General features: G+C 47.2%; 25 protein-coding genes and 2 pseudogenes. 8 read left to right on the forward strand and 19 right to left on the reverse strand.

The window, feature by feature from the left end:
* The first annotated feature begins 202 nt into the window (after positions 1-202).
* Positions 203-835, forward strand: coding sequence for a hypothetical protein (locus IB144_RS26655; protein ID WP_004883463.1), 633 nt, complete (start codon positions 203-205; stop codon positions 833-835).
* Between the two features lie 28 nt (positions 836-863).
* Here IB144_RS26655 and IB144_RS26660 read toward each other — a convergent pair whose 3' ends face one another.
* The 4 genes from IB144_RS26660 to IB144_RS26675 all read right to left on the reverse strand — a co-directional run bounded on the left by IB144_RS26660 (position 864) and on the right by IB144_RS26675 (position 3,634).
* Positions 864-2,267: an ISNCY-like element ISKpn21 family transposase gene (locus IB144_RS26660; RefSeq protein ID WP_004883460.1), complete on the reverse strand. Its 1,404-nt coding sequence runs from the start codon at positions 2,265-2,267 to the stop codon at positions 864-866.
* Positions 2,268-2,467: 200 nt separating this feature from the next.
* Positions 2,468-2,950 carry a GNAT family N-acetyltransferase gene (locus IB144_RS26665; RefSeq protein WP_004098919.1) on the reverse strand — a complete coding sequence of 161 codons (483 nt, stop codon included), beginning with the start codon at positions 2,948-2,950 and terminating at the stop codon, positions 2,468-2,470.
* Positions 2,938-3,204 carry a DUF1778 domain-containing protein gene (locus IB144_RS26670; protein ID WP_032415032.1) on the reverse strand — a complete coding sequence of 89 codons (267 nt, stop codon included), beginning with the start codon at positions 3,202-3,204 and terminating at the stop codon, positions 2,938-2,940. Before IB144_RS26670 ends, IB144_RS26665 begins: the two co-directional genes overlap by 13 nt.
* A gap of 175 nt (positions 3,205-3,379) precedes the next feature.
* Positions 3,380-3,634 (reverse strand): hypothetical protein, encoded by a 255-nt coding sequence (locus tag IB144_RS26675; RefSeq protein ID WP_044246670.1) that lies wholly within the window; start codon positions 3,632-3,634, stop codon positions 3,380-3,382.
* Between the two features lie 120 nt (positions 3,635-3,754).
* Here IB144_RS26675 and IB144_RS26680 point away from each other — a divergent pair, with 120 nt between their 5' ends.
* Positions 3,755-4,723, forward strand: coding sequence for an IS5 family transposase (locus tag IB144_RS26680; RefSeq protein ID WP_000654811.1), 969 nt, complete (start codon positions 3,755-3,757; stop codon positions 4,721-4,723).
* 469 nt (positions 4,724-5,192) lie between these two features.
* Here the strand turns inward: IB144_RS26680 and IB144_RS26685 are convergent.
* The 5 genes and pseudogenes from IB144_RS26685 to IB144_RS26705 all read right to left on the reverse strand — a co-directional run.
* Positions 5,193-5,333 (reverse strand): annotated as a pseudogene (locus IB144_RS26685) (H-NS family nucleoid-associated regulatory protein); the annotation flags it as partial.
* Between the two features lie 32 nt (positions 5,334-5,365).
* Positions 5,366-6,528 (reverse strand): IS3 family transposase gene (locus IB144_RS26690; RefSeq protein ID WP_087759146.1). Its coding sequence is split into 2 segments (ribosomal slippage): positions 5,366-6,267 and positions 6,267-6,528, totalling 1,164 coding nucleotides; the frame shifts between segments, so codons are not numbered across the junction.
* A gap of 90 nt (positions 6,529-6,618) precedes the next feature.
* Positions 6,619-6,852, reverse strand: a pseudogene (locus tag IB144_RS26695) (DNA-binding protein H-NS-like protein); the annotation flags it as partial.
* A gap of 402 nt (positions 6,853-7,254) precedes the next feature.
* Entirely contained in the window at positions 7,255-8,073 is an 819-nt protein-coding gene (locus tag IB144_RS26700; protein ID WP_004181718.1) for a phospholipase D family protein, read from the reverse strand.
* 108 nt (positions 8,074-8,181) lie between these two features.
* Entirely contained in the window at positions 8,182-8,676 is a 495-nt protein-coding gene (locus tag IB144_RS26705; RefSeq protein ID WP_038992354.1) for a thermonuclease family protein, read from the reverse strand.
* 182 nt (positions 8,677-8,858) lie between these two features.
* On the opposite strand from IB144_RS26705, the gene IB144_RS26710 reads away from it, so the two are divergent.
* From IB144_RS26710 to IB144_RS26730, 5 genes are all read left to right on the forward strand, one after another.
* Positions 8,859-10,130 (forward strand): DUF1173 family protein, encoded by a 1,272-nt coding sequence (locus IB144_RS26710; protein ID WP_004181719.1) that lies wholly within the window; start codon positions 8,859-8,861, stop codon positions 10,128-10,130.
* A 992-nt stretch (positions 10,131-11,122) separates the two neighbouring features.
* Positions 11,123-11,725 carry a hypothetical protein gene (locus IB144_RS26715; RefSeq protein WP_004181720.1) on the forward strand — a complete coding sequence of 201 codons (603 nt, stop codon included), beginning with the start codon at positions 11,123-11,125 and terminating at the stop codon, positions 11,723-11,725.
* Between the two features lie 259 nt (positions 11,726-11,984).
* Positions 11,985-12,716, forward strand: a complete 732-nt coding sequence (locus IB144_RS26720) for a plasmid SOS inhibition protein A (protein WP_025368661.1) — start codon at positions 11,985-11,987, stop codon at positions 12,714-12,716.
* Positions 12,717-12,949: 233 nt separating this feature from the next.
* The gene (locus tag IB144_RS26725; RefSeq protein WP_016947102.1) at positions 12,950-13,708 is read left to right on the forward strand and encodes a hypothetical protein; all 759 of its coding nucleotides are present in this window, start codon (positions 12,950-12,952) and stop codon (positions 13,706-13,708) included.
* Positions 13,709-13,773: 65 nt separating this feature from the next.
* Positions 13,774-14,163: a hypothetical protein gene (locus IB144_RS26730; protein WP_016947103.1), complete on the forward strand. Its 390-nt coding sequence runs from the start codon at positions 13,774-13,776 to the stop codon at positions 14,161-14,163.
* A gap of 33 nt (positions 14,164-14,196) precedes the next feature.
* Here the strand turns inward: IB144_RS26730 and IB144_RS26735 are convergent, their stop codons facing one another.
* The 3 genes from IB144_RS26735 to IB144_RS26745 are packed head-to-tail and all read right to left on the reverse strand — an operon-like array spanning position 14,197 to position 16,532.
* The gene (locus IB144_RS26735; RefSeq protein ID WP_104897368.1) at positions 14,197-15,735 is read right to left on the reverse strand and encodes an IS66-like element ISKpn24 family transposase; all 1,539 of its coding nucleotides are present in this window, start codon (positions 15,733-15,735) and stop codon (positions 14,197-14,199) included.
* Between the two features lie 48 nt (positions 15,736-15,783).
* The gene (tnpB, locus tag IB144_RS26740; protein ID WP_000612626.1) at positions 15,784-16,131 is read right to left on the reverse strand and encodes an IS66 family insertion sequence element accessory protein TnpB; all 348 of its coding nucleotides are present in this window, start codon (positions 16,129-16,131) and stop codon (positions 15,784-15,786) included.
* Positions 16,128-16,532, reverse strand: coding sequence for a transposase (locus IB144_RS26745; RefSeq protein WP_003031976.1), 405 nt, complete (start codon positions 16,530-16,532; stop codon positions 16,128-16,130). Before IB144_RS26745 ends, tnpB begins: the two co-directional genes overlap by 4 nt.
* A gap of 677 nt (positions 16,533-17,209) precedes the next feature.
* On the opposite strand from IB144_RS26745, the gene IB144_RS26750 reads away from it, so the two are divergent.
* A complete protein-coding gene (locus IB144_RS26750) occupies positions 17,210-17,857 on the forward strand; it encodes an HAD family hydrolase (RefSeq protein WP_001100942.1) in 648 nt (215 codons plus the stop codon).
* A 335-nt stretch (positions 17,858-18,192) separates the two neighbouring features.
* Here IB144_RS26750 and IB144_RS26755 read toward each other — a convergent pair whose 3' ends face one another.
* From IB144_RS26755 to IB144_RS26785, 7 genes are all read right to left on the reverse strand, one after another.
* Positions 18,193-19,434, reverse strand: a complete 1,242-nt coding sequence (locus IB144_RS26755; protein WP_149359036.1) for a VWA domain-containing protein — start codon at positions 19,432-19,434, stop codon at positions 18,193-18,195.
* A gap of 84 nt (positions 19,435-19,518) precedes the next feature.
* Positions 19,519-20,094, reverse strand: coding sequence for a tellurium resistance cAMP binding protein TerE (gene terE / locus IB144_RS26760; protein WP_004196906.1), 576 nt, complete (start codon positions 20,092-20,094; stop codon positions 19,519-19,521).
* 86 nt (positions 20,095-20,180) lie between these two features.
* A complete protein-coding gene (terD, locus tag IB144_RS26765; RefSeq protein ID WP_004026609.1) occupies positions 20,181-20,759 on the reverse strand; it encodes a tellurium resistance membrane protein TerD in 579 nt (192 codons plus the stop codon).
* 38 nt (positions 20,760-20,797) lie between these two features.
* Positions 20,798-21,838, reverse strand: a complete 1,041-nt coding sequence (terC, locus tag IB144_RS26770) for a tellurium resistance membrane protein TerC (RefSeq protein WP_004026607.1) — start codon at positions 21,836-21,838, stop codon at positions 20,798-20,800.
* A 23-nt stretch (positions 21,839-21,861) separates the two neighbouring features.
* On the reverse strand, positions 21,862-22,317 hold the full coding sequence (gene terB, locus IB144_RS26775; RefSeq protein ID WP_149359035.1) for a tellurium resistance membrane protein TerB: 456 nt from the start codon (positions 22,315-22,317) through the stop codon (positions 21,862-21,864).
* A 22-nt stretch (positions 22,318-22,339) separates the two neighbouring features.
* The gene (gene terA, locus IB144_RS26780) at positions 22,340-23,491 is read right to left on the reverse strand and encodes a tellurium resistance system protein TerA (RefSeq protein ID WP_023288284.1); all 1,152 of its coding nucleotides are present in this window, start codon (positions 23,489-23,491) and stop codon (positions 22,340-22,342) included.
* Positions 23,488-24,072 carry a TerD family protein gene (locus tag IB144_RS26785; protein WP_004026602.1) on the reverse strand — a complete coding sequence of 195 codons (585 nt, stop codon included), beginning with the start codon at positions 24,070-24,072 and terminating at the stop codon, positions 23,488-23,490. Before IB144_RS26785 ends, terA begins: the two co-directional genes overlap by 4 nt.
* Positions 24,073-24,088: the final 16 nt, after the last annotated feature.

Here is a 24,088-nt window from a genome sequence, read left to right on the forward strand (position 1 = left end):
CCTGTGCTGAGCAAAATGAAGGCTTAGCGTACACGACGCGTGTGAATTGTGCTGAGACGACAATAACGCTTTGTGCTGACAATACATGTCAAAGCTCAATTGAAATGTCCTTTATCCGGCTCAATTAAAATGTCCACTTTGATCTCAGATTCTCTTTGCTGATAGACTTTCCTTCGACTGAAACAACAGGATGATTGATCTCATGCTTCGATACGAGTTAACGCCGAACAATGCAGGTTTTATACTGTGGGGAGATTCAGAAGCCCTGAATGAATTGCACGAACTCGTTCATTACATCGTGGATGAAAGCCCACTGATTAAAGTTAAAGACGGATTTATGTTATCCCTTGCCTATGATATTCGTAAAGCGCGGGAAGGTAATCGTCGTGTTGAGCAACATCAGTATGATCAACATGATACATATAAGCTTTATGGTGTTGAGATTTTATGGCCTCTGGTCCTGGTTCAGTCCTCAATACTCAGAAACTCAATGGGTTATATTCAGACAGACAAAAACCAGCTGTCTGTCATGTATGCCTTTGAATACCTGATAGAATCAGCATTAACAGAGTCTGACCGAACAACGTCGAATGATATTATGCAAACAGCAAAATATGCATCAGACTCTGATTTTAATTTCATTGAGGATAATATTGACAGCAGGTGCTGCTATTTTATCAGCTTATCTCCGGAGCAAAGAAAAAAGCAGTTAATCAGTATTGTTCGCTCTTTTGATTCATTATGGGGTAAGTATGCCCGTGAAAAGCAGGACATAAAGATGCTGAACGAAATGAATAATACATCATGGGTCTGGCCGGACAATATCAACTGGTGAGCAACAACCGTCCGGTCAGTGAGTACCATCAGCGGGCTCTTTTACCAAAAATATCCTCTGAACGTGACTGAAGCTGTTTGAGTGCTTCGAGCATGTCATCATTATCCAGTGAGCGCTGGGATTTCTTCCCTTCCTGCTTTGGCCGTCGTCGGGAAGGGCCATCACCAGCGGGAATTGACTGAGAGCGCGTGTTATCCCGCTTGCTCTGCACCAGACTGATAAACTCCAGGGTTCGGCCAAGACGCTTGTTATCGACAATCGCGCCCTGGTCGATTTCTGACAGTCGGTCGTAAGTAGAGTAGGGAAGTAACGTACCGTTCAGGCGCAGCTCTTTTCTGCCATCAGGATAGTGATACACATCGATATATTTACCTATTGCACGGCGACTCAGCTCGCTGTCTTCAATCAGGTACAACATTTTATCATATTGTATCGTCAACGATTTTGAGACTTTACGTTTTTCACGAACAGTGAAAATAAGCTCCAAGTCTTCATCATGTTCTACAGCACGGTGTACGTCAAAATCATGTCGCGGTACTTTGCCAAAACGGCGGTTATAGTCAGCCATATAGGCCTCAGCGAAGTCATTTGCAGCCTCCATTGAGCAAATGCCCTGTAACCGCAGTTCTTTTACCAGACGATCCTGTAAAGTCAGGTGAGCACGTTCTACACGCCCTTTGGCGGGGCTGGTTTCTGCACAGATAGTCTGGATGTTCAGTTCATGCATGGCTCGCCCAAACTGAGTATGTCCGTCTCCGCCTGTGGCGTGTTTATTGTTAACACGAAAAACACCAGCTTTATCGCTGTACAGTGCCAGCGGTTTACCATGCTTATCAATATAGCGCCGCGTGGCTTCAAAGTAAGAAAACGTGGACTCCGATTTAACAAACAACAGTTCCATCAGTTTGCTGGTTGCATCATCAACGTAGACCAGCGCTGTGCAGGCCGGGCCACGGCCTTCAAACCAGTCATGATCACAGCCGTCAATCTGTATCAGTTCACCAGTGCAAGGACGCCGGTACCGTGGTTGAGGGATCCTTGCGGCGCGTTGTTTACGGGGGATCCATAAACCAGCCCGGACCATGATGCGCCGGACTGTTTCTTTGCCAAGAAACAGTCCGTGGAGCTCTTCGAGCTTTTCACGCGCGAGAGTTGGACCGAAATCAGCATAACGCGTCTTGATCAGTTCCAGAGCCTCGTCTGCGAGCCCGGGAGGCAACTGACGGTTACCACGCATGCCACATCGTCTGCTGGCCATACCAAGCGGACCGCCTTCACGGTAACGAGCAAGAAGACGGCGGCATTGTCTGTCGCTGATACCAAGGTGCTCGGCCGCACGACGCGTTGTGATGCGGCGTTCGATGACGTCCTGTATAATCTTAACCCGGTTGATCTCTTTCAAAGTAAACACTCCTGAGCTTTCTGCGCTCATGATATGCCTCCCGGTAGTTTAAACGGACCAGTGAAGCTTACCATAACGCGGACATCTGAATTGAGCCACAGGCGGACATTACTATTGAGCCCCTACAATACAGGTGCGCATAATAAAGATTATGTTAAATCTAATAATAAAAGACATAAAAATCAATATTTTGAGGCAGTGGCCTGCTACTTTCCCACTCCAGCAACCAGTCATGGAAGCTTTAGAAACAGAGTCCTCTCATGAGTTTGTGATGCCTTAAATCCATGGTGAGCATAGAAACCTTTGGCTTCTTCAGTAAGCGCATGAACCATTATCGCACGAACGCCAATGTTCTCAGCTACGCGATAACACCGTAGAACTGCATCGTGGAGTAAATCGGCACCAACCCCTTTTCCGTGCAATGAGACATCTACCGCCAGGCGAGCGAGTATAATCACCGGTATAGGATCTGGCATGTTACGCCGAAGACTGCCTGTAGCTTCCGTATGGTTAACGCTACCGGTGGCCAAAGAGTAAAAACCAGCTACTTTCTTCGTACCCTTCTTGCAAACAACGAACGTTCGGGCAGCGCCAAGAGCTTGATTTTTTAAACCTCTCTGTTTTAGCCATTCATCGAGGACTGTCTCTCCACTGACGAACTCAGCCAGCTGATGAGCGCTGGATAACGGCTCGGGCGCGGTTATACGTCCCACTGAGGTTTCCTTGCCAGTAGTTTATTAATGGCGGAATCATCCTCGACTGGTGCATCGAGCATATCGATGAACTCTGCATACTGTTCGTCGTTAAAATTGAAAACACGGCGATCAAGGATCACATTCTCCGCAGCCTTGCAGGCCATCTCCAGGATAAAGTCGGTTCGCGATTTATGAAGGATCTCTGCAGCGGCATCGATGAGTGCTCTCTGGGACTCTTTAGCTCTTAGGTTGAGTTGAACATCTGATTTCATACACACCTCTCCTGTATAGCAATTGGTATACAAGAATAACACAACACGAACGTATAGCAAATGCTACACATCTCAAAGTGTCGATAATTAGTTTTATCTTAAATATCATACACTTAATGTCAAGTTATGGCTATTCTTCTGCAATGGCCTGCTCACTATCACTGCCGGCACGGCTTCAGTCGGGATAGATGGATTCTTTTCTGGCATTAATGCCATAAAGACAAACACGGTTTTTTTCAGGCAAATGGATACCCATCAGGCGAAGAATAAAGCCGCGCCACCCCCGATTAACCTGACGGTTATAGTCATACAGGTCTGCATTTTCTTTTGTAAGTTTTGACCATTCATGCATGAGTGTTAGTGCATCGAGCTCGGTGATGTGCTTCACTTCATCGCCGATACGTACTGTGTTAATGCCTCTTCCCGTCATTGGATTTGCCCCTATATTTCCAGCCCCCTGAGGTAGGGACACATCTTCAAAGATTCCAAGTTTTTTCTACTACTTTCATCAATGCCATGGCTTTGTTGAATAAATCGAACTTTTGCTGAGTTGAAGGATCAGATCACGCATCCTCCCGACAACACAGACCATTCCGTGGCAAAGCAAAAGTTCAGAATCACCAACTGGTCCACCTACAACAAAGCTCTCATCAACCGTGGCTCCCTCACTTTCTGGCTGGATGATGAGGCGATTCAGGCCTGGTATGAGTCGGCAACGCCTTCATCACGAGGAAGGCCCCAGCGCTATTCTGATCTCGCCATCACCACCGTTCTGGTGATTAAACGCGTATTCCGGCTGACCCTGCGGGCTGCGCAGGGTTTTATTGATTCCATTTTTGCCCTGATGAACGTTCCGTTGCGCTGCCCGGATTACACCAGTGTCAGTAAGCGGGCAAAGTCGGTTAATGTCAGTTTCAAAACGTCCACCCGGGGTGAAATCGCACACCTGGTGATTGATTCCACCGGGCTGAAGGTCTTTGGTGAAGGCGAATGGAAAGTCAGAAAGCACGGCAAAGAGCGCCGTCGTATCTGGCGAAAGTTGCATCTTGCTGTTGACAGCAACACACATGAAGTTGTCTGTGCAGACCTGTCGCTGAATAACGTCACGGACTCAGAAGCCTTCCCGGGCCTTATCCGGCAGACTCACAGAAAAATCAGGGCAGCCGCGGCAGACGGGGCTTACGATACCCGGCTCTGTCACGATGAACTGCGCCGCAAAAAAATCAGCGCGCTTATTCCTCCCCGAAAAGGAGCAGGTTACTGGCCCGGTGAGTACGCAGACCGCAACCGTGCCGTTGCTAATCAGCGGCTGAGCGGAAGCAATGCACGGTGGAAATGGACAACGGAATATAACCGTCGCTCGATAGCGGAAACGGCAATGTACAGAATGAAGCAGTTGTTGGGAGATTCACTGACGCTGCGTGACTACGATGGTCAGGTAGCGGAAGCTATGGCCATGGTGCGAGCGTTGAACAGGATGACAAAGGCCGGGATGCCAGAAAGCGTGCGTATTGCCTGAAAATCCAGCCAGCTACAGGGTCGTTCGCACGAAATCTTATTTATTCAACAAAGCCCCTGAAAACACAACCCGCTACGGGGGAGACTTACCCGAAATCTGATTTATTCAACAAAGCCTCAATACTAATGTAATGACGTCTAAACACAGAGAAACCTTACTCTTGCTTATGAGAAGGTTAGCTAAATCCGAGTCCTCATCTTCATACTTACCAGCTCTGGATGATGTCTGTCTACGGTTCATTACCGCATAAACCTCATAATGACTGACTATACGGCATATCAACACCAGATAAATTAGAACAATTCCAGCAATGATTAGATGTCTGGATCCGTTAAACAAATCCATAACTGTCTCAATATGATCGTTTAACATAGTAATCTCTCTGCGGCCGGACCAACCACGATAATGCATGAAGATGATAAAAAAAACCACCTTGGTAAGGTGGTTAATAAAATAAAGAAATTTTGTTTTAGATCAGGAAATCTTCGAGAGTTTTTCCTGCATCCAGCTGAGCTTTAATTGGTGCCGGAGTACGTCCCTGACCTGTCCAGGTTTTTTGCTCACCGGCATCGTCTACGTAAGCATATTTCGCAGGACGTGGTTCACGTTTTTTGATCCTCTCCTCGTAATATGGACACGCGCCTAAGCGAGATTCTGATTTTCAAATTGTTCCGGGCTGAGGCCGCCACAGGCACTGTGACGACGCCAGCGATTGTAATCGCACTCAATGTAATTAAATACCATCGTACGCATATCATCGCGACTGATTAGACGCTCACCGTGGATGCACTCTACCTTCAGCGTGTGGAAAAAGCTTTCCGCGCAGGCATTGTCATAGCAGCAGCCTTTTGCACTCATGCTGCCCCGAAGGTCGTGCTGCTTCAACAGGGCCTGATAATCTGCTGAGCAGTACTGACCACCCCGGTCGCTGTGGGCTATAACCCCTTTTGGCCGCTTACGCCGCCACAGCGCCATTTGCAGGGCATCGCATACCAGCCGGGCCGTCATTCGGGATGACATCGACCAGCCAATAACCGCGCGGGACCACAGGTCAATCACCACGGCAAGATACAGCCAGCCCTCATCGGTGCGAATGTAGGTGATGTCCTGCACCCACTTCTGATTCGGTGCGCTGGCGGTGAAATCCTGATTCAGCAGATTATCGAATACCGGCAGATTATGGGGCTTATAACTCACCGGACTGAACTTACGCGCGGCTTTGGCCCTTAGCCCCTGCCGCTTCAGGCTGGCCGCTACCGTTTTGATGTTGTATTTCACCCCCTGTTCGCGCAGCTCATCAGTAATGCGCGGTGCGCCGTAGCGCTGTTTCGCCTGATGAAAGGCCTGACTGACCGCTTTGTCACATTGCCGGCGAAATTGTTGACGCGGGCTTAGCTGCAGGCGACGGATACGCCAGGCATACCAGCCGCTGCGGGCCACGCGCAGCACCCGACACATGGCTTTAATGCTGAACTCAGCCTGATGTTTTTCGATGAAGACATACTTCATTTCAGGCGCTTTGCGAAGTATGTCGCGGCCTTTTGGAGGATAGCCAGCTCCTCGTCACGCTCTGCCAGCTGGCGCTTCAGGCGGGCATTTTCAGCGGCCAGCTCATTTTCCCGTTCGGAAGACGTTTTCTGCTGCTGTAATTTGCTGCGCCAGGTATATAGCTGAGACTCGTAAAGGCTGAGTTCCCGGGCGGCAGCGGCAACGCCGATGCGCTCCGCAAGCTTCAGGGCTTCGCTGCGGAATTCAGGCGAATGCTGTTTACGTGGTTTCTTACTTACGGTTGCTGATTTAGTCATGTGAGATACCTCTGTCTGGGAGTTTACTCACTTAGTCGCGTGTCCACTATTCGCGGGTAGGATCATTTTGCGTACTTTAATGTTGACGGCCGCGTCCATAAGTTCGCTCGGATTTATACCATCAGCGATCATCATTTCCCGGTAATGAGAGAGTTTTTCTAAACGCTCACGGTTAGCCGCTTCGGCCGCCTTTTCTTCTTCACTGCGTTCAGCGACGACAATAGTGAACTTTTCTAATACTTCTTCAAGCACTTCTAATGGTAGCTCACGTGCCTGAGCGCGAAGTGTACGGATGTTATTGAGAACCTGTAATGTCTCGCTCATAGTTACCTCTTTATGCACATTGTTATGCAATTACATAAGAACATTAAATTAATTAAAGAAATTCAGCAAGTGGTTTAGGAAGTTCAATTCTCTCAATCGAGAAAAGTCTTAAAAATGAGTCTATCTCATGCTGAATGTATGTTCCTTGGTCTTGATACTGCCCTGTTGGTAAATTCACCATCTTGAAAAAAATCATCTCGGGAAATTTTTATCCGGTTATGATTCTATCGTTGTATGAAGTGAATAAGATGTTGTAATTGTAAAGGTCATCAAGCAAACAATCAATGCTATTTGAATACATTTTTTGATTGCAAAAGGATACTGCTTAAGAAATTTCAGGCTGCATATAAATGTTAAAGGGGTGATTAAAAAAACCACCCTGCAATTTAAAAGTTAACTCTGTTAAAGAGAAATATCAGAAGGCCATAAAAAATAAAACTCACCTTTTTTATAACGATTGGGTTTACTCTCGCCTCCGATGGAAATACCTAAAGGCGTTAACTCATATTTTCCGTCTTTCTCTATGAGGTATCCTGAATTCATCAATTCCGCATACATTTCAGATAAACCCATTTTATGTTGTTTAGCTAAATTAGTTGAGGTTAGTTTATTTGCGGGTTCTGGGTTTGTATCCCCCTCTTTACTTGTTCTCTCATCTGACTCGGTTGAGATAGGATCTGTTAACATACTATGTTTTTCATCATTTTTTTGAGATGTTCTTGTATGTTCACTCTTCTGCTCATGAGTTTTTTGCAACTCAGATCTACCCGATTGTAATGATATTGGTGATGGAATATTTTCTGTACTGATCCTGATTAACCGCTGGGCCTCTGTGATAGAAGCGTTGAAAGCGTCACGGTCATCATCCTTTACAATTAACACCCCAAGTTCATGATTGTTGATTTGACTAAAATCATATAGATTTAGGCTGCATATCAGGCTTTGATTTTCATTAGCATAAAACTTAGCATGAAGGTTCTGGCAAAAACTCAAACGAACATAAGGTAAACTGACAAGCCATTCATGGTCTTTAGGGTTAAGTTCAGATTTACCGTAGATGATACGAATATCAACCTTCATACGGTTTTTGTCTTCAATGAGCTCCTTAATTCTTGCGCTAAGTTTCAGATAAGGGCTTATCAAAATAATGCGCTCTTCGGCATTAGCGATGGTTTGCTCTACATGATAGTTTAAACCTGTTGTATTAAGAATCTGGACCATAAATCCCCCATTTTTACAGTGTTGTTTATAAATAATAGCGCACGTTAAAAAGTTACTTTTTAGGAGTAGAATGCTCGATATTGTGAAAGTGGAAGTGTGATTCCTTACTTAATTATTCGCTTTTCGCCATTGACGTGGTTCAATAGAGTGCGGATCAGACCATAGACCTTTCCCTTCATTTCGAGCCTTTTGTTCAAGAGGTCCATATTCAGGAACAATTAACCTCCCCTGATACCGATATGCCCAGGCCATGCCGTTTGCGACCATGATGGCGTTAACATCCTTGTTGTTAAGATAGATTGTGCCAAGCAAGCGACCATAGACGTCCTGCCCATGGTCCTGAATATTAACAACCTGGTTTGCTACTAACTGAATCATTGTTTGCTTTGCTTTCTGCCCGAAGGCTTGCTTACTTTCAGGAGCATCAATCCCATAGAGCCGTATTCTTGTATTTGTTGCACCGTCATAAGCCTGGACTGTATCACCATCAATAACTCGCACTACTTTCGCCGAGAAAGTTTTGGCAATAGAAGTTAGTGGGGAATATAAAAGGATAACAGCCAGTGGAAAAATGGCTAATCTAGTTGACCGGATGTTTATCATTGGTTGTCTCTGGATGATAATCATTAAATGTGATTTGAGGGGGAAATCACAACGATTTTGAAAAGTTACTTTCAAAGTATAGGTTACTTTATTAACAACATGCTATTGTGTCAATGTATATGAAAATTATTACCTGAGGTGAATGAAAACGCATCTCGGCTCAGATCAATTAAGGGGGGCTTATGTCTACTGTTAATGATGTGATTGTATCTTATGGGGGTGACAGTAAAAGGTATTCAAGAGACTTCCAGACAAAAGAAGAATTTAAAAAGAGTTGGTACGCCGTTTTGTCCCGGGCGCATGCTTCGGTAGAAGCGAAGGTAAGCTGTGCCTGTAAAGGAAAAGGACAAAAATCACTTGCCGTAAAATATCACTCAGGCGGTGATACTTATTTCCTGGCGCGGTACCCGAATACAGGTAGTCAACATTCACCTGACTGTATTTTCTTTACACTTGATAAAGACAATTCAGGTCTAAAATGCTATACACAAGGTGTCGTCAAAGACCTTAAAGATGGAGGCTACGGAATTAGGTTAGACGTGGCATTAGCCTCATCTGACTCGGAGTCGACCTCGATCGTACCGATAGATAACAGGAATAAATCAGGTGGTGTTTCTCAGAATAGCATGTCATTGCTGGGTCTTCTCCAGTTCCTGTGGGATGACAGCGGTCTGAATCGTTGGTACCCGAAAATGGCCGGGAAACGTAATCCTGGCAAGGTGTTCAACCTTATAACCCACTCTGCGGAAAAAATTAAAGTCGCATCACATCCGCTGTCCATGCATTTACTTGCAGGTGCATATCCTTCGACACCTCAAGAGACAAAAAACATAAAAATGACATCAGAGGCGCTGATGAATAAAGAGCGTCTGATTTGCCTCAATGTACTATCTAAATATAACCCTGAAAGACACTCGAATGCATCAAAACGACTTCCGATAAAGTTTTTTTCAGGTGTTCCAGTTGTGCTGATGAATACTGAGAATTGGGCATCACTGGAGAAGAGATTCAGCTCTGAAATAGCAAACTGGCGTTCAGGAGGTAACGTAATCTGTATGGCTATAGGTGATCTGGGTAAATTTAAGGGGAAAGATACATACTATCTTAAACCACTTCAGATAGCATTGATGAATGTTGATGAAAACTGGATCCCGGCAGACTCGAGTTATGAGCTGACCATGCTAAATTATCTTCATAAGCATGAGCGGTCATTTATCAAACCCCTGAGATACGATGCTTCTAATAATGATGTTTTCCCAGATTTTTGTCTGACGGATATTGGGGGGCATGAACTATTTCCTATTGAGGTATTTGGTATGGATACTGCTTCATATTTGGCGCGTAAGGCGATCAAAGAAAGTTACTATAATGAACGATATGGAAAGGATGGTTGGGCATCATGGGTTGCCCCGGCTGGCCCCCTACCCCATTTGCCCGATAAGGGCTGCAGTTAACGCCAAAATGCTTCAGTAAGGGCTTCGGCCCTATTATAACTATCAGCACTTTTCTGGCATAAAAGGCTTCAGCCCTGTTGTACTTCATCCTGCGATTTCAATTTTGATCAATTAACCGGCCAGAAATCATACGAAATTTTCTTTTCGTCGCCGTGCGCTACGTGAAATCTGACGTACTCACCCCTCCGTTTTTCTTCAGATTTCGCGTAGCGCAACCTGAACAAAAACCACTAGAAAAGTAACTTTTTGACTGATTTAGAAGCTGGTTACCCCCACTTCGGGTGATAACATTAAATTAACACATGGAATAACTGTAATTATTCTAACTGTAAATAGGATGTTATTCATCTCTTGGCCCGGTGGAAAAATGAGCACACTTCTGGTTATTCCTGAATTCATGCTTTTTGTTGGTTTTTATATCGATATATTGAAACTTTGTTTTATTTAAAAGGCATCAATTTTATAATCAATTTCTGTTATTTTATCGCTATTGACATTTACCATTGTGACTATATCCAATGATATTAAATCACTTACATCTAAAAGTGACGGTGTCACGTATTGTGCGCCCAGAGAGACCCTTTTCGTGAAAAAAGTAGTTCACTCCCATAACGAAATGTGGGCTTCTTTATTGCAGATCGTATGTGGATGTCTTCAGGTAGCAGGAAGGAAAGTGATGCAGGCATGAAAGGATGACAAACCGGCAAAGGGGCTGCTACTGCTCCGTATTCAACAAACCACCCCTGGTTAGTTGAATCCTTTGCCGGTTTTACTGACAATACCAGACAGGTAAACTTTTTCCATCAGATTTTCTCGTCAACATGTTGCATTCATAGTTTTTCCATAATTGGATGCTTTTGCAGGACAACTACGGTTTTTATCCTTTCGTGCCCGGTAAAAAAAATTGTTAAATAGCGATTTCACCCTTTTAAAGGAAAAATTGTCCTCAGGCTCACAGTACTATAAAAGTATCAATAATCAGGAGCCTTACTATGACTATCATGAAAGTTCATTATTCACCAACTGACGGGATCCCTTTGCACTCCCTTTATCTGAAGGAAACTTCAACTACTGAACGATCAGGTTCAGTACTGGGGGGCGGCATTTCGGGAGACTCTGTTATTCTGGGAGGCGGAGGTTATGCCGGTTCGGAAATGCAGAAGACGACTCGTTCTACTGTCTTTGCACCACCTGATGAAGTTACTGCTGAGCCTGACAACACAAAAATGGTCCTCCGGATTTCCTGTGTTATCGGTGTAATGTTTTTACTTATAATTATTACCTTATTCAGTAATGCTGTTGTTGATATTTTTGACGTAAACGTATCTAAAACAATGTCTTCTTTCCTGGAACATGCTCCCTTCTTTATCATTGGACTATCTGTCATTTGTGCTTTCTTTGTTATAGGAATGACCGATCATGATTACACCCCGGTACTTGAAGAGCATAAAAGGAATGAAGCGCGTTTGTCTGTATACCACAGGCTACGCTATGTCGAAGCTGATAATATTGTTTTTGATCCGCAATCAATGAAAGGATGTTATGCAGAAAGAAAATTCATTGCTTCACTAGTTGAAAGCTGTATCACTAAGTAATATCCCTGATTTCCTTTACTAAGCCTTTCATGTAAGGCTTAGTAATTGCTTTAACCCTCCCTTTGCTCACTGTTTTTATATGCTTCCGGTTTATGGGTGTGCTAAAAGTTGCTTTCTCATGTTTGAAGTTGACTCCGAAAAATATTAAATGTTTTTGAATATTATTCATAAGCACTATTATATAAATAGGTACTAGCAAGTGAAATAATTACTGATAATATGTCTTTATGTGCTTCCTATTCTCTAAGGATGGTAATTAATGATATCTTCCACGCTTGTCCCGATTAACCCTTTCCAGCGATGTGCAATGGCTTCTATTGCTTCTGTGGAGAATCGCAGAGCTTTGGGACGGAAAACAGGAGAACTGGCCTACGTCAAAGCCTTTTTTAAAGAACTTACAGGTAAATCGCAAATTAGCTCGAATGACTTGAGAAAGGTTGATTCGAGTTACGATCCATTTGTTCGTGGCGAAGCAACTAAAGTTGAATACCTGCGTGCTATCGATATTCTGATTGAATCTCGTGGAGAGTGTTTTATTCTCCCTCTTTCCTGGTCTCTGGCAGTTTCCATGTTCCCGGAGTTACAGAACAGGGTTTTTCAGCGCCGCGAACACCGTGACCGGATTCATGATCAAAGGGTGGAGCGCCTGACAAAGAAAGAATCTAACCTATTGAAATATCAACTTGAAATTAACGTTGCAAAATCCAGGCTTTACTTGTCTTTCTGTGTTCCAGGTCAACATAAACGCTGGTTAGAAGAGTGGCGAAACGATACCCATGGACAAGGACTTACAACTAATCATATTTACCTGCTGATTAAGGAATGGTGGTCATCATTCTGGATAACTTCATACAGAAAGGACTATATTTGGTGTTACACACTGGCTGAATTGCTGGACGAGATTGATTATGTTCTTAGCACTATTACAATTATGGAGTTTAACGTCTGTTTTTCAGCGCTACCATTATCTCTTATATATAAAACTGGATAGAATACAAAGCTTCAATCAGAAAAACTAAATTTTGCAAGCCCAATATTTCTCACTGTTTTCAAGGGTTTTTTTGTACCATTTAAGGGGGTGGTTATTATTATCCAGAATTTATGAATCTGACCTTAATTATTATTGCTTCCGGTGGAAATACCCCCTTGATGAGCCGGTTTGGTTTAGTATGATGGTCTTATTCATAATCGATCGTAATCTTCTAAACAGATATGAGGTTTATCATGGCTGACTATTATTCAGAATGTGCTTGCCTTATCGAAGCAAATCCTACTCAAGCTGATATATTACTTGAGGCAATGAATGAATTGTTTGAACCGGATGATAGTTTTATTCAAAAACTCATTTCATGTGATAACACAAACGGCCTGTCAGAAATGGAGATTATTGTACGTCACTGTGTCCTGAACCATCCATTCAGAAATGTTGCAGATATTCCTGAAGACCTAGACTGGCATTTTGATGGGGAAAAATGCCCAGAAGGTTTTCTTATTAACAGTGATCTCGGTGATTTCAATTCTGAACATGGTGCGCTGTTTGCTCAGGCGGCACTTATTGCATTTGACAGGAACGAATTGATAGAGTTCAAAATTGCTTTTACATGCAGTAACTTAAAAAGGCCTGACGGGTTTGGAGGCGCTGCCTGTGTCGTGAGCAAGGATTTCATCCGGTGGACAGGTCTACACAATTTTCTGGAGGCTGAACGAACCGCTTTCGCCGAGAAGATGAATTACTTCTTTTGTGAATTTACAGAGGTCGTCGGTGAGCTTGAATATCCAGTATCGTTTATATTGCGTTGCCCGAACAGCGTTAATGCAGCGCATAGGTATGATGAGATTCAGCTTAACTATCGCGATGGTGGGGAAAAAGATGCCGAAGGAGGGATACAATTTAGTTCTGGCTCTGCCATCAAAAAATCCAGTATGAAACCAATCACTCCTGATGAGTTCCGGGTGATGAAATCGTACCTGAACGTCATGTGATTTTCTTTGGTCCGGGCATTCTCCCTCCACTCTTCTGTACTGATCTGTCTATTTTGTGAGGCATTATGACAAAGCAAATATTACCCAATGAACTGGCTGAAATCGTAACCGGTCTTCTTATTAAACCTGAACTGCTGGGTGAACTTGACTCCCGTGAGGCGCACCAGTCCTTCATGCTGGATATAGGGCGGGTAATTGCTGATCACTGTGGTGGACGGGTCAACGGCATTACGGATGGCGATGTCGCAAAGCCCTATCTTTCAGACATAGAGTGTACCCCCACACTCCACATTGAACCCGATGACCGTCTGCCTTCGACTGAACGTAACGTATGGTCAAATTATCATGTTGAAGCCTGGGCAGACGAGGGACAGGAAACTATCCTCGACAGGGCGATCCGAAACTCTGACAGAGCTGCCCTGCAATCTCTGCTTATTGTGGCCGCACAAAAGTAAGCGTGCAGCGAGAACCGTATTGACGGGGATGTGTTATTCAGTTGGCAGTGCTACGCGCCAGGGGAGTAGTTCGCTGACCCGGTTTATCGGCCAGTCAGCAATGACGTCAAGGACATAACGGAGGTAGCTTTCTGGCTCCACTCCGTTCAGTTTGCATGTCCCGATCAGGCTGTACAGCAGCGCTCCCCGCTCTCCTCCATGATCCGAACCGAAGAACAGGTAGTTTTTGCGGCCCAGGCTGACCATCCGTAGCGCATTCTCAGCTATGTTGTTATCTGCCTCGGCCCAGCCGTCGTCAGTATAGTAAGCCAGCGCCGGCCACTGGTTCAGTACGTACGTGAACGCTTTCGCCAGTTCTGAGTGTCGCGACAGCGTTTTCACCTTTTCACGCAGCCAGCTTTCCAGGGATTTCAGCCGCGGTTTAGCTTTTTGCTGACGTTCTGCAAGGCGTCGCTTCGCCGGCATCCCCCTTATTTCCGCCTCGATGGCATATAACTCACCGATCCGTTTCAGGGCTTCCTCCGTCAGCGCTGACGGGGTGCGAACGTGCACATCGTGGATCTTGCGGCGGGCATGAGCCCAGCAGGCAGCTTCCGTTATCTGTCCATTGCGGTACAGTTCGTTGAACCCGGCGTACGCATCCGCCTGCAGAACACCGCTGAAGCCAGCGAGATGGCTCTGCGGGTGGATACCTTTTCTGTCCGGGCTGTAAGCGAACCACACTGCCGGCGCCAGCTCTGACCCGGCGTTACGGTCGTCACGAACGTAGGTCCATAACCGCCCGGTCTTCGTTTTCTTATTACCTGGCAACAGCACCGGGACAGGCGTGTCATCAGCATGGAGCTTACCGTCAGTCAGCACATAGTCCTGAAGCGCCCCTTCCAGCGGTGACAGTAGCCGGCAACACGCATCCACCCAGCCCGACAGCAGTGAGCGGCTCAGCTCCACACCCTGGCGGCCGTATATTTCAGACTGGCGGTACAGCGGGGTGTGCTCTGCATACTTTGAACTCAGCACGCGGGCCAGCAGCCCCGGTCCTGCGATACCCCGCTCGATGGGCCGTGAAGGCGCGGGGGCCTGCACGATGGCATCGCACTGAGTACAGGCATGCTTTTCACGTACTGTCCGGATAACCCGGAAGGCGCTGCGCATCAGCTCCAGCTGTTCGGCGGCATCTTCACCCAGGTAACTCAGCGCACCACCACATTCCGGGCAGCATGACGCTGCCGGCAGCAGCCGTTTTTCGTCACGGGGAAGTGATTCAGGGAACGGTTTGCGGGTACGGGTCTGCCGCAGCGGGCGCTGCACGGCCGGGTCATCCACCCGGCCGGTAAGGGTATCGCTTTCTTTCTGCAACTGCTTAAGGTCGGCTTCCATCTGCGCGATACGGCGGGAGACTTTTTCGGAGCGGCTGCCGAAGTTCATCCGGCGCAGCTTATCCAGTTGCGCCTGCAGGTGATCTATTTCGCGTTCACGCTCGTTCAGCTTTTCCAGAAGGGCACGGTTCAGCGCCTCCTGTTCGGCAAGGAGACGTTTCAGTTCATCGATATTGTCAGGAAGTAAGCTGTTCATACCGGGTATATTACCAGGCTCATTCAGCGTCGACCAGGATAAAGAGGCCTACAACATAGTCAGTGACGTAAGCAGTCTTTTAGGCTGCCGCCAGTCGATACCTTCAAGGAGCATCGCCAGCTGTGCCGGTGTGAGGAACACTTTGCCATCCCGGGCTGACGGCCAGGCGAAGCGGCCGCGCTCCAGCCGTTTGGTCAGCAGACACAGTCCATCGCCGGTAGACCAGAGGAGCTTTACCTGACTGCCATTACGCCCACGGAAGATAAAAACGTGACCTGACATCGGATCGTCTTTCAGCGTCGTCTGCACCTTTGCCGCCAGGCCGTTGAAGCCGTTTCTCATATCGGTGATGCCAGCGACCAGCCAGATCTTTGTCCCTGATGGTAATGGGATCAACGTTTGAGCTCCCGTATCAGCAGGTTCAGGATATTTTCGCTGATGGCACCATTCAGACGGAGTGATCCGTGCCGGAACGTCACTTCACAGCTGATATTGAGTGATTCAGGTGCCGCAGCAGCTACAGGTTGTGACCGGGGGGAGGTTGCAGGGACAACATCTTCGGCATCAAGTGTTATCGGGAGCAGCTCAGGCACGTTGTTTTCTGTTGTTGAAGGAGGACGTAGTTTTCCTTCGCGCCAGTACTGGCGCCACTTGAACAGCAAATTATCGTTGATCCCATGCTCACGAGCGAGTTGCGCTACGGAGATCTCTGGTCGATGCGAGAGTTCAACCATTTTGATTTTGAACTCAACGGGATAATTAGGGCTTTTTTTACGCACTGCGGTTAATGATTTCATGGATAGCGTCCACCATATTTGGTGTCCACTATCCTCTCAGGAATATCAGGATCTGCCAGACGGTGCTGAGACGACGCTTACGCACAAAAATAATCTGTCGGTGCTCCTGTTATTAAACGAATGACGGACTGGCGTATCCCTGAAGGTGAACCGGTTTGCCATGAAGCGGATCGCAGAATCTATACGGCCACCTACCATCTGGATAACCAGACCTCAATCGAGGTGGCGGACGATACAGGTCAGCTTTGCTTAGGTGTATTACTGGAAATCAATCATGGCGTGCCTGCACTACATCTGAATGTGTCGGGTGGGGATACGCTTCTCCACGTACATGCTGCACAAGGTGGACTTGTCCTGACACCAGACAGTTCCGGGGTACGGTTTCAGCGTGCTGAATGTGACAGGTATGCTTACAGAGATCAGAACTCATTACTTGTGAAGGAACAGTAATATACTGCCCTCCGCCGATCCAGAGTATGGGGTTACCGCATCAGATTTTACTGAGCACACAATCACGAAAAAGTTACTTTTTTCTCAGGAGGTGCCTGGAACCCTGCCCTTCATTTTGACACGAGCAGGATGTCGGCACCTTACGTGCGGTTACTGTTATTCGCGTCCTGGTGGTATAGTGCAGCGGCTGGCAGAAGTAACCTACTATCCAACGGAATAAGATCACGATGAACGTCATTCAGCCCCGCATGCTCTCTGTTTTTGATTTTGACGGTACGTTAACGCGGCATGATAGCTTTATCCCTTTTCTGCGGTTTGCCTTTGGCAATCGGGCGTTTTCGCGACGTATCGTCAGCATGGCTCTACCCACGTTACGCTGCATGGGTAAGCAGATGACGCGTGATGAGCTAAAAGAAACGCTCATTACAACTTTTCTTACTGGTGTTGAGGAAAAGTGGGTGTCTTCTAAAGCAGAGGAATTCTGTCAGCTCTACTGGCATCGCCTCATGCGCCCGGCAGGTTTGATTGCTGTGGCGAATGAAGTCACTTCCGGCGCGATCGTCACCTTATGTTCTGCGTCCCCGGAAATTGTACTCAGACCCTTTGCCGAAAAACTTAGGATCAAACTGATTGGTACACAATTAGAGACAAAAGACGGCATTCTGACCGGCAGAATCAGTGGTCATAATTGCAGGTGCTCACAGAAAATTATCCGGCTTGAAAAAGAATATGGACCTCTGACTGACTATCATCTTCGGGCATGGGGTGATACGCGGGGTGATTATGAACTCCTTTCCGCAGCGACTGAGCCTCACTGGCGTCACTTCCATCAAGGTTTCCGTCGTAAGCTTCCGTCGAAGCTAATCATCAGATAAAAATTGCCCTTTATCGTTCTGCAATCTCTTCTTTACATAAAGGCAACATATATTCTACATTTAACCACTGTAACTGGCCAAAAAAAGAGTGCATCCTGGTAAATCGGTAGCTCGGACTATTAGGTATGCTTCAACCTGTTACCATTGGAATACCTACTTTCAGCCCGCTTTTCCGAGCGGGTTTTTTTCATCCCTGCCGATGTGTTCCTGGGTCTAAATTACTGGGTGAAGTTGGGTTTCAGCGATCACCTCTGCGTATAGCCCTGTTTAGCTCTGCGTACTTTAAAAGGTGTCGTCATGGCAGCAGGCCTATCGCCCCTTACCGGGGCGATGAGTCAGATAATGCCTTCCTTTTTTGCCAGTCCAAGCCAGTCTTTGAACTCTTCGAGAAGTTTTTCATACAACTCTTCGTCCTTTATGTGGGCAAAATTATCGATCGCAAAAAAGTTGCTGTTGTCTACGCGACGGTCGCTAAAGGTGTCCAGCCTCTCCAGAATCCCATAATTTGATCCGCCCAGTCCCACGAACTTCCAGAAGACAGGATAGTTGGCTGAGCGGCGGATGGCCTCTTTAATTTCTCGTGTTTTGCTGATCCCGCCATCTGTAATGCACACGACAAAAACGGGTAAGGTGCTGTCCTTGAAATAATCGATAACCTCATTCATGACTGGCGGCTCATTGTTCGTCCCGCCAAGGCCGGGAAGGATTTCCCAGGCCGATCGTTTACCCGTGTTCTGAATGGCAGCAATGTATCCGTCAAGATTGTCCAGTGTGACGTCAGGATATTTCTTGTGACGCTCAGCAAAGCCCCATACATCCATTGTGCCGTCATCGTCGAACTGGACAGACAGGACAGCTATACGGTCAAGAACGGCCTGTACATGCCCTTTTTTAAACTGGCCGGTCATAGAGCCTGAGGCATCGAGAACAAAAGCGACTCGTGCTTCAACGGTATCCAGTTTGTGTTTTGCCAGTGAAATACTGGCTTTCTTAGCCAGGCTGATAAGCGCAGGCGCTTTACCTTCGAGTTTCTTTTCAAGGCTGATCCGGGCTGGTTGCGGTACAACTTCTGCTGCAGGTTCCACGTCCACACCATAGCTGACTGCCAGTGGCTCAAGCCCGCCATTAAATCCCTGCCCAAGCGCCCTGAGCTTCCAGTTGCCCTGGTATCGGTAAACTTCCCCCATAATTACAGCCTTTTCTGTGCGGCCATTGAGATCGACAAAAAAGGTGGCCTGACTTTCAGCAGAAAGTTTCAGTTGCGCGAGGCCGCTTATCGTATCACTGCCATCTATCACCATAGTGATTGCAATCTTCTGGATCGTATCCGGGATCTGGTCAAGCGCAAAATGAACGACTGCGTGCTGGTGACCGGGGTTGAGTTTCACACTGCCACCGGCAGCACTGAGATTGTTGTAAAAGATAAAATCGGCATCGCCTGTCACTTTTCCCTCAGCATTCAGCATAAACAGGCAAGTCTCAGGGGTACCGTGAAATCCAGGACTGGGGGGATAATCAAGCCGGAGAGTCAGTGTATCTGTGTGAAGCGGAATGTTCTGTCCTGATTGTAATTGCATTTAGGCTCCTTGTTGCCGGGTAAAGGGATCACTCAGCGGGTAGAAAAAACCCCGGACAGGCCGGGGTTTGGTTTTACTGGTTTATCAGATGTTGATGCCGTGCTGGGTTGCCAGCGCAGCCAGGCCACCAGCAAAGCCCTGTCCTACAGCCTTAAACTTCCATTCCGCGCCATGGCGATACAGTTCACCGAAAATCATTGCGGTTTCAGTTGAGGCATCTTCTGACAGGTCAAAGCGTGCAATCTCGGAGCCATTATCGTTGTTCACCACACGCATAAAGCTGTTACTGACCATGCCGAAATTTTGCTTACGGCTTTCTGCTTCATGAATGGTGACTGCGAATACGAGTTTCTTAACGTCAGCGGCCACTTTTGTCAGATCAATTTTGACCTGCTCATCGTCACCGTCGCCTTCACCGGTACGGTTATCACCCTGATGCTGTACTGCGCCATCCGGGCTGGTGGTGTTGTTATAAAATACGAAATGCGAATCGGACAGCACTTTACCGTTTTCGCCAACAAGGAATACTGATGCATCCAGATCAAATGCCTGACCATCAGTAACGCGTGCATCCCAGCCCAGGCCAACCAGAGCAACATTCATGCTCGGGGCTTCTTTAGTCAGAGAAACATTACCGCCTTTAACGAGAGAAACAGCCATTTTTTGCTCCTGCTAATCGTAGATATCGGGTCGTAGATATCGGGGGCATCACCCCCGAATGATTTGGGTAAGAAAGTTACTTTTTATCAGGACGCGTTGATGCCGTACTGAGCGCACACGGAAGCCAGTCCACCAGCATAACCCTGGCCAACCGCACGGAATTTCCATTCTCCGTTGTGACGATACAGCTCCCCAAACAGCATGGCTGTTTCAGTAGAAGCGTCTTCTGTCAGATCGTAGCGAGCAACTTCAGTCTGATTGTCATCATTCACCAGACGGATAAATGCGCCGGAAACCTGACCGAAGCTCTGGCGACGGGCCTGAGCATCATGGATAGTGACAACGAAAATAATTTTGTCGACATCCCCTGGTACCGCGTCCAGTTTGATTTTGAGGGATTCATCGTCGCCATCACCTTCACCGGTACGGTTATCACCGGTATGAGTAACGGAACCATCAGCAGATTTCAGGTTGTTATAGAAAATGAAATCTGCATCGCCACGAACCTTGCCATTGGCTGCCAGCAGAAATGCGGAAGCATCGAGGTCAAAGTCCTGACCGTCCGTAGAGCGTGCATCCCAGCCAAGGCCAACCAGGACATTTTTCATGCTTGGCGCGGTTTTGCTCAGGGAAACGTTGCCGCCTTTAGATAGTGAAACGCTCATCTATTTATCCTCTTTCGTTAATCATTAATCAGCTGAGATCAGCTTTCTTTATTTTCAGCTTCCGGCTTTTCCGGAAAGATGACACTGGCCAGAATACCAAGAGCCAGTACACCCAGTACGACATACAGGCTGGTGGTCGCAGACAGGCTGTAACCATGGTGCCAGATGTGATCGGTAGCGTTCAGACCCAGCTTAAACGCAATGAAGAACAGCAGGACGATAACAGCTTTCTCCAGCTGGGACAGATACTGTTTCAGGGCTTCCAGTACAAAATACAGAGTACGCAGGCCCAGTATTGCGAACATCATTGCGCTATAGACAATCAGAGGTTCACGACTGACTGCAATAATTGCCGGGACAGAGTCGAAGGCAAACATTACGTCAGAGAGTTCCACTACAGCCACACATAACATCAATGGGGTGGCGTAAAGCGCTGCCTTTTTCAGTCGCCCTACAGATACGTCTTTGTTTTCTGGCTTAGCCAGTTCGGCGTCCACTTCTTTTTGTGTCAGCAGGAATGCATGTCCGGACAGTTTCGGCCAAATCGGGAAGAAGCGTTTAACCAGGCGATAAGCAAGGTGCTGAGAATAATCCTCAATTTCGTCATCATCCCCACCGCCTTTGAGCATCATGACCGCAGTCCAGGCAACAACAACGGCAAAGATCAGCTCGACATAAGGGCCAAGGCTAAGCAGACCGGTACCGATCGCAACGAAAATCCCCCGGAAGACGATAGCGCCAATGATCCCCCAGTACAGAACCCGGTGACGGTAACGGTCCGGAACTGAGAACCATGAGAAAATCGCCATCATGACAAACAGGTTATCAACTGACAGCACCTTCTCAAGGGCATAACCCGTGACAAACAGGCTGGCAACCTCGGCTCCGTGATGCACAAAAAGGAAACCGGCAAATGCCATCGCGACAACAACCCAGAAAACGGACCATAAGGCTGCGCTTTTGAGGGAAATTGGCTTGTCATGTCGGTGCATGAACAGGTCAATAAAGATGGCGCCGACCGACAGCGCAACAAAGACCGTCACTGTCTCAGCCGGAAAACCGATGTGAGTGGAAACCATATCGTACCTTTATCCGTTGTTTATCAGAGGCCAAATTCTGCCGGGTCGAAACCCAGCGAACGGGCAATTTCACGGACAGCACTCTTCTCATCATCATCGAAGTTGCCATCACTTTTAGCGACAGCAATACCGACACGAAGAGCCAGTTGAGCTGCCTCTGGCTGGTCTTTCAGGGCGAGGATATATTTCATCGTTTCGCCTTTTCCGATTTCCAGATCAAAGTCGAAACTGGTCACCAGCTTGTTAAAAAACTCGATAACTTCTGCTGTATCGAAGACTTTCAGCTCTTCTGAGGATCGCAGAAATCCAATCATCTTCTGTTTTTCTTCGGAGCTAACGCCGTCACTGGCAATAGCGATACGGGCGCATACCGCGACGGTACCCTGCATAAATTTCTTGTTTTTGTAACGGCCTACCTGGCGGGTCAATTCCTCGCGACCCGAGGTCAAAGCCCCTTTTACTTTGTCGAAAAAACTCATTCTCATACCCTCATCATTGTGTTTATTTGGAACCTCTGGACCAGCGAAACCCCCAGCCAAAAGCGCGGTCCATTTCCTCCTGGCCTCTGAAGTACTGGTTAATACGTTCCACACGAATGGAACCGTTCTCGTTGACCAGACGGGCAATCGCACACAGCGTGCGTTTGTTATCACCTTCAGTCAGACGCGATTCAATCGGTGGTTGCTCAGGAACATGTAATGTCACCACGCCATCGGTTTTGTCCCAGCTGGGCACGCCCTGATAGATAAAGGCATAAATCAGTACCTGGCGGATTTCTTTCCATTCGCGGCCATTAATGTGTAGCCATTCCCCATCCAGAGCCTCGCCGGTACGATCATCACCCTGAAGTTGAACATATGGCTCAGAATGATAGTTACCAAAAGCATTACCGAGTGCCTGAACAACTGACTTATAGCCATCTGCGAGTTCAACGAATGCGCCAAGATCCAGGTCAATCGCTTTGTTCGAACTAAACATACCGCCCAGCAAGCCCCCTGAACCCGAGCCACGATGCCAGTTCAGGTTGATGCGGATTTCACCAAAATTGTCTTTTTTGGCAAGGCTGATGGCAGGCTTTTCTTTGGTCAGAGAAACTTTACTCAGGCTAACTTTAGGCGGAGCCGGAGGCGCTGGTGGCGGAGTGACTGGAACAGGTTCATCCGCGACGTTGACGCCATAGTATTCAGCGAGAGGTTTCAGTCCGCCATTGAAGCCCTGGGCGATAAAACGAAATTTCCAGTCACCATTCCGGCGATAGACTTCACCGAGGATCAGAGCAGCTTCCTGACGGCCGTTCAGGTCTACCTGACCACTGACCAATGAGGTATTGCCACTTTCAATTTGTATGGACAGATGATTCAGGGAGGAAACTGTATGGCTGCCGTCACAGGTTACTGTGAACGCGACTTTCTGTACGTCGGGCTTGAGGCGAGACAGATCAACGGTAAAAAAGTTATTGGTCCCTTCAGTACTGAAACTAACGGAACCATCTTCATTACGGGGTTGCCCGTAAAAGACCATATCGCTGTCACCCCGAACTTTTCCGTCAGCGAATAATCGAAACGCCGAGGCATCAACAGGACCACCAGCAATGACTCTAACGCGGAGTTCCTGAGCAGGTACGGGGGCATTGCCCCCCGGTGTCAGATTCATGCTTTTACCACCGTACTGATGATATCGCGCTGCATATCGTCGATTGTGCGGCCACCGCTTGCTTTACCGTGGGCGGTAAAATCCCAGTTTCCGTTGTTGCGGCGCAGGGAAGCGATGATGATACCCGTATGAGCACCTTGTTCCGTCAGCTGATAACGGGCCAGTTCTTTATTGGTCTGATCCACGACGCGACAGAAGGCGTTATCGACATCGTTGAAGGACTGCCCACGAAAGCTGTTCACGGTAAAGGCGAGGTATTCAACATTTGCCGGCAATTTTGTGAGATCGACGCGAATGATTTCATCATCTCCATCCCCCTCACCCGTCAGGTTATCGCCGGAGTGGACGACAGACCCACAGCTGGATTTCAGTTTACGAAACCAGATGGTGTCAATTTTATTACCTGCGGCATCCAGAAGAACGCAACCTGCATCCAGGTCTATGGAATCATTGCCACCAAAAATGCTGCCAAATAATCCCTTTTTCTTAACAGGATCCCAACCCAGTCCGAACTGAAGCTGGCTGAGAGCAGTGGATTGTTTGCTGAGTGATACTGTCTGGTTTTTACTTAAAGAAACCATATTCATTCCTTAAAAG

The organism is Klebsiella sp. K4, assembly GCF_014596785.2.
Taxonomy (GTDB): domain Bacteria; phylum Pseudomonadota; class Gammaproteobacteria; order Enterobacterales; family Enterobacteriaceae; genus Klebsiella; species Klebsiella pneumoniae.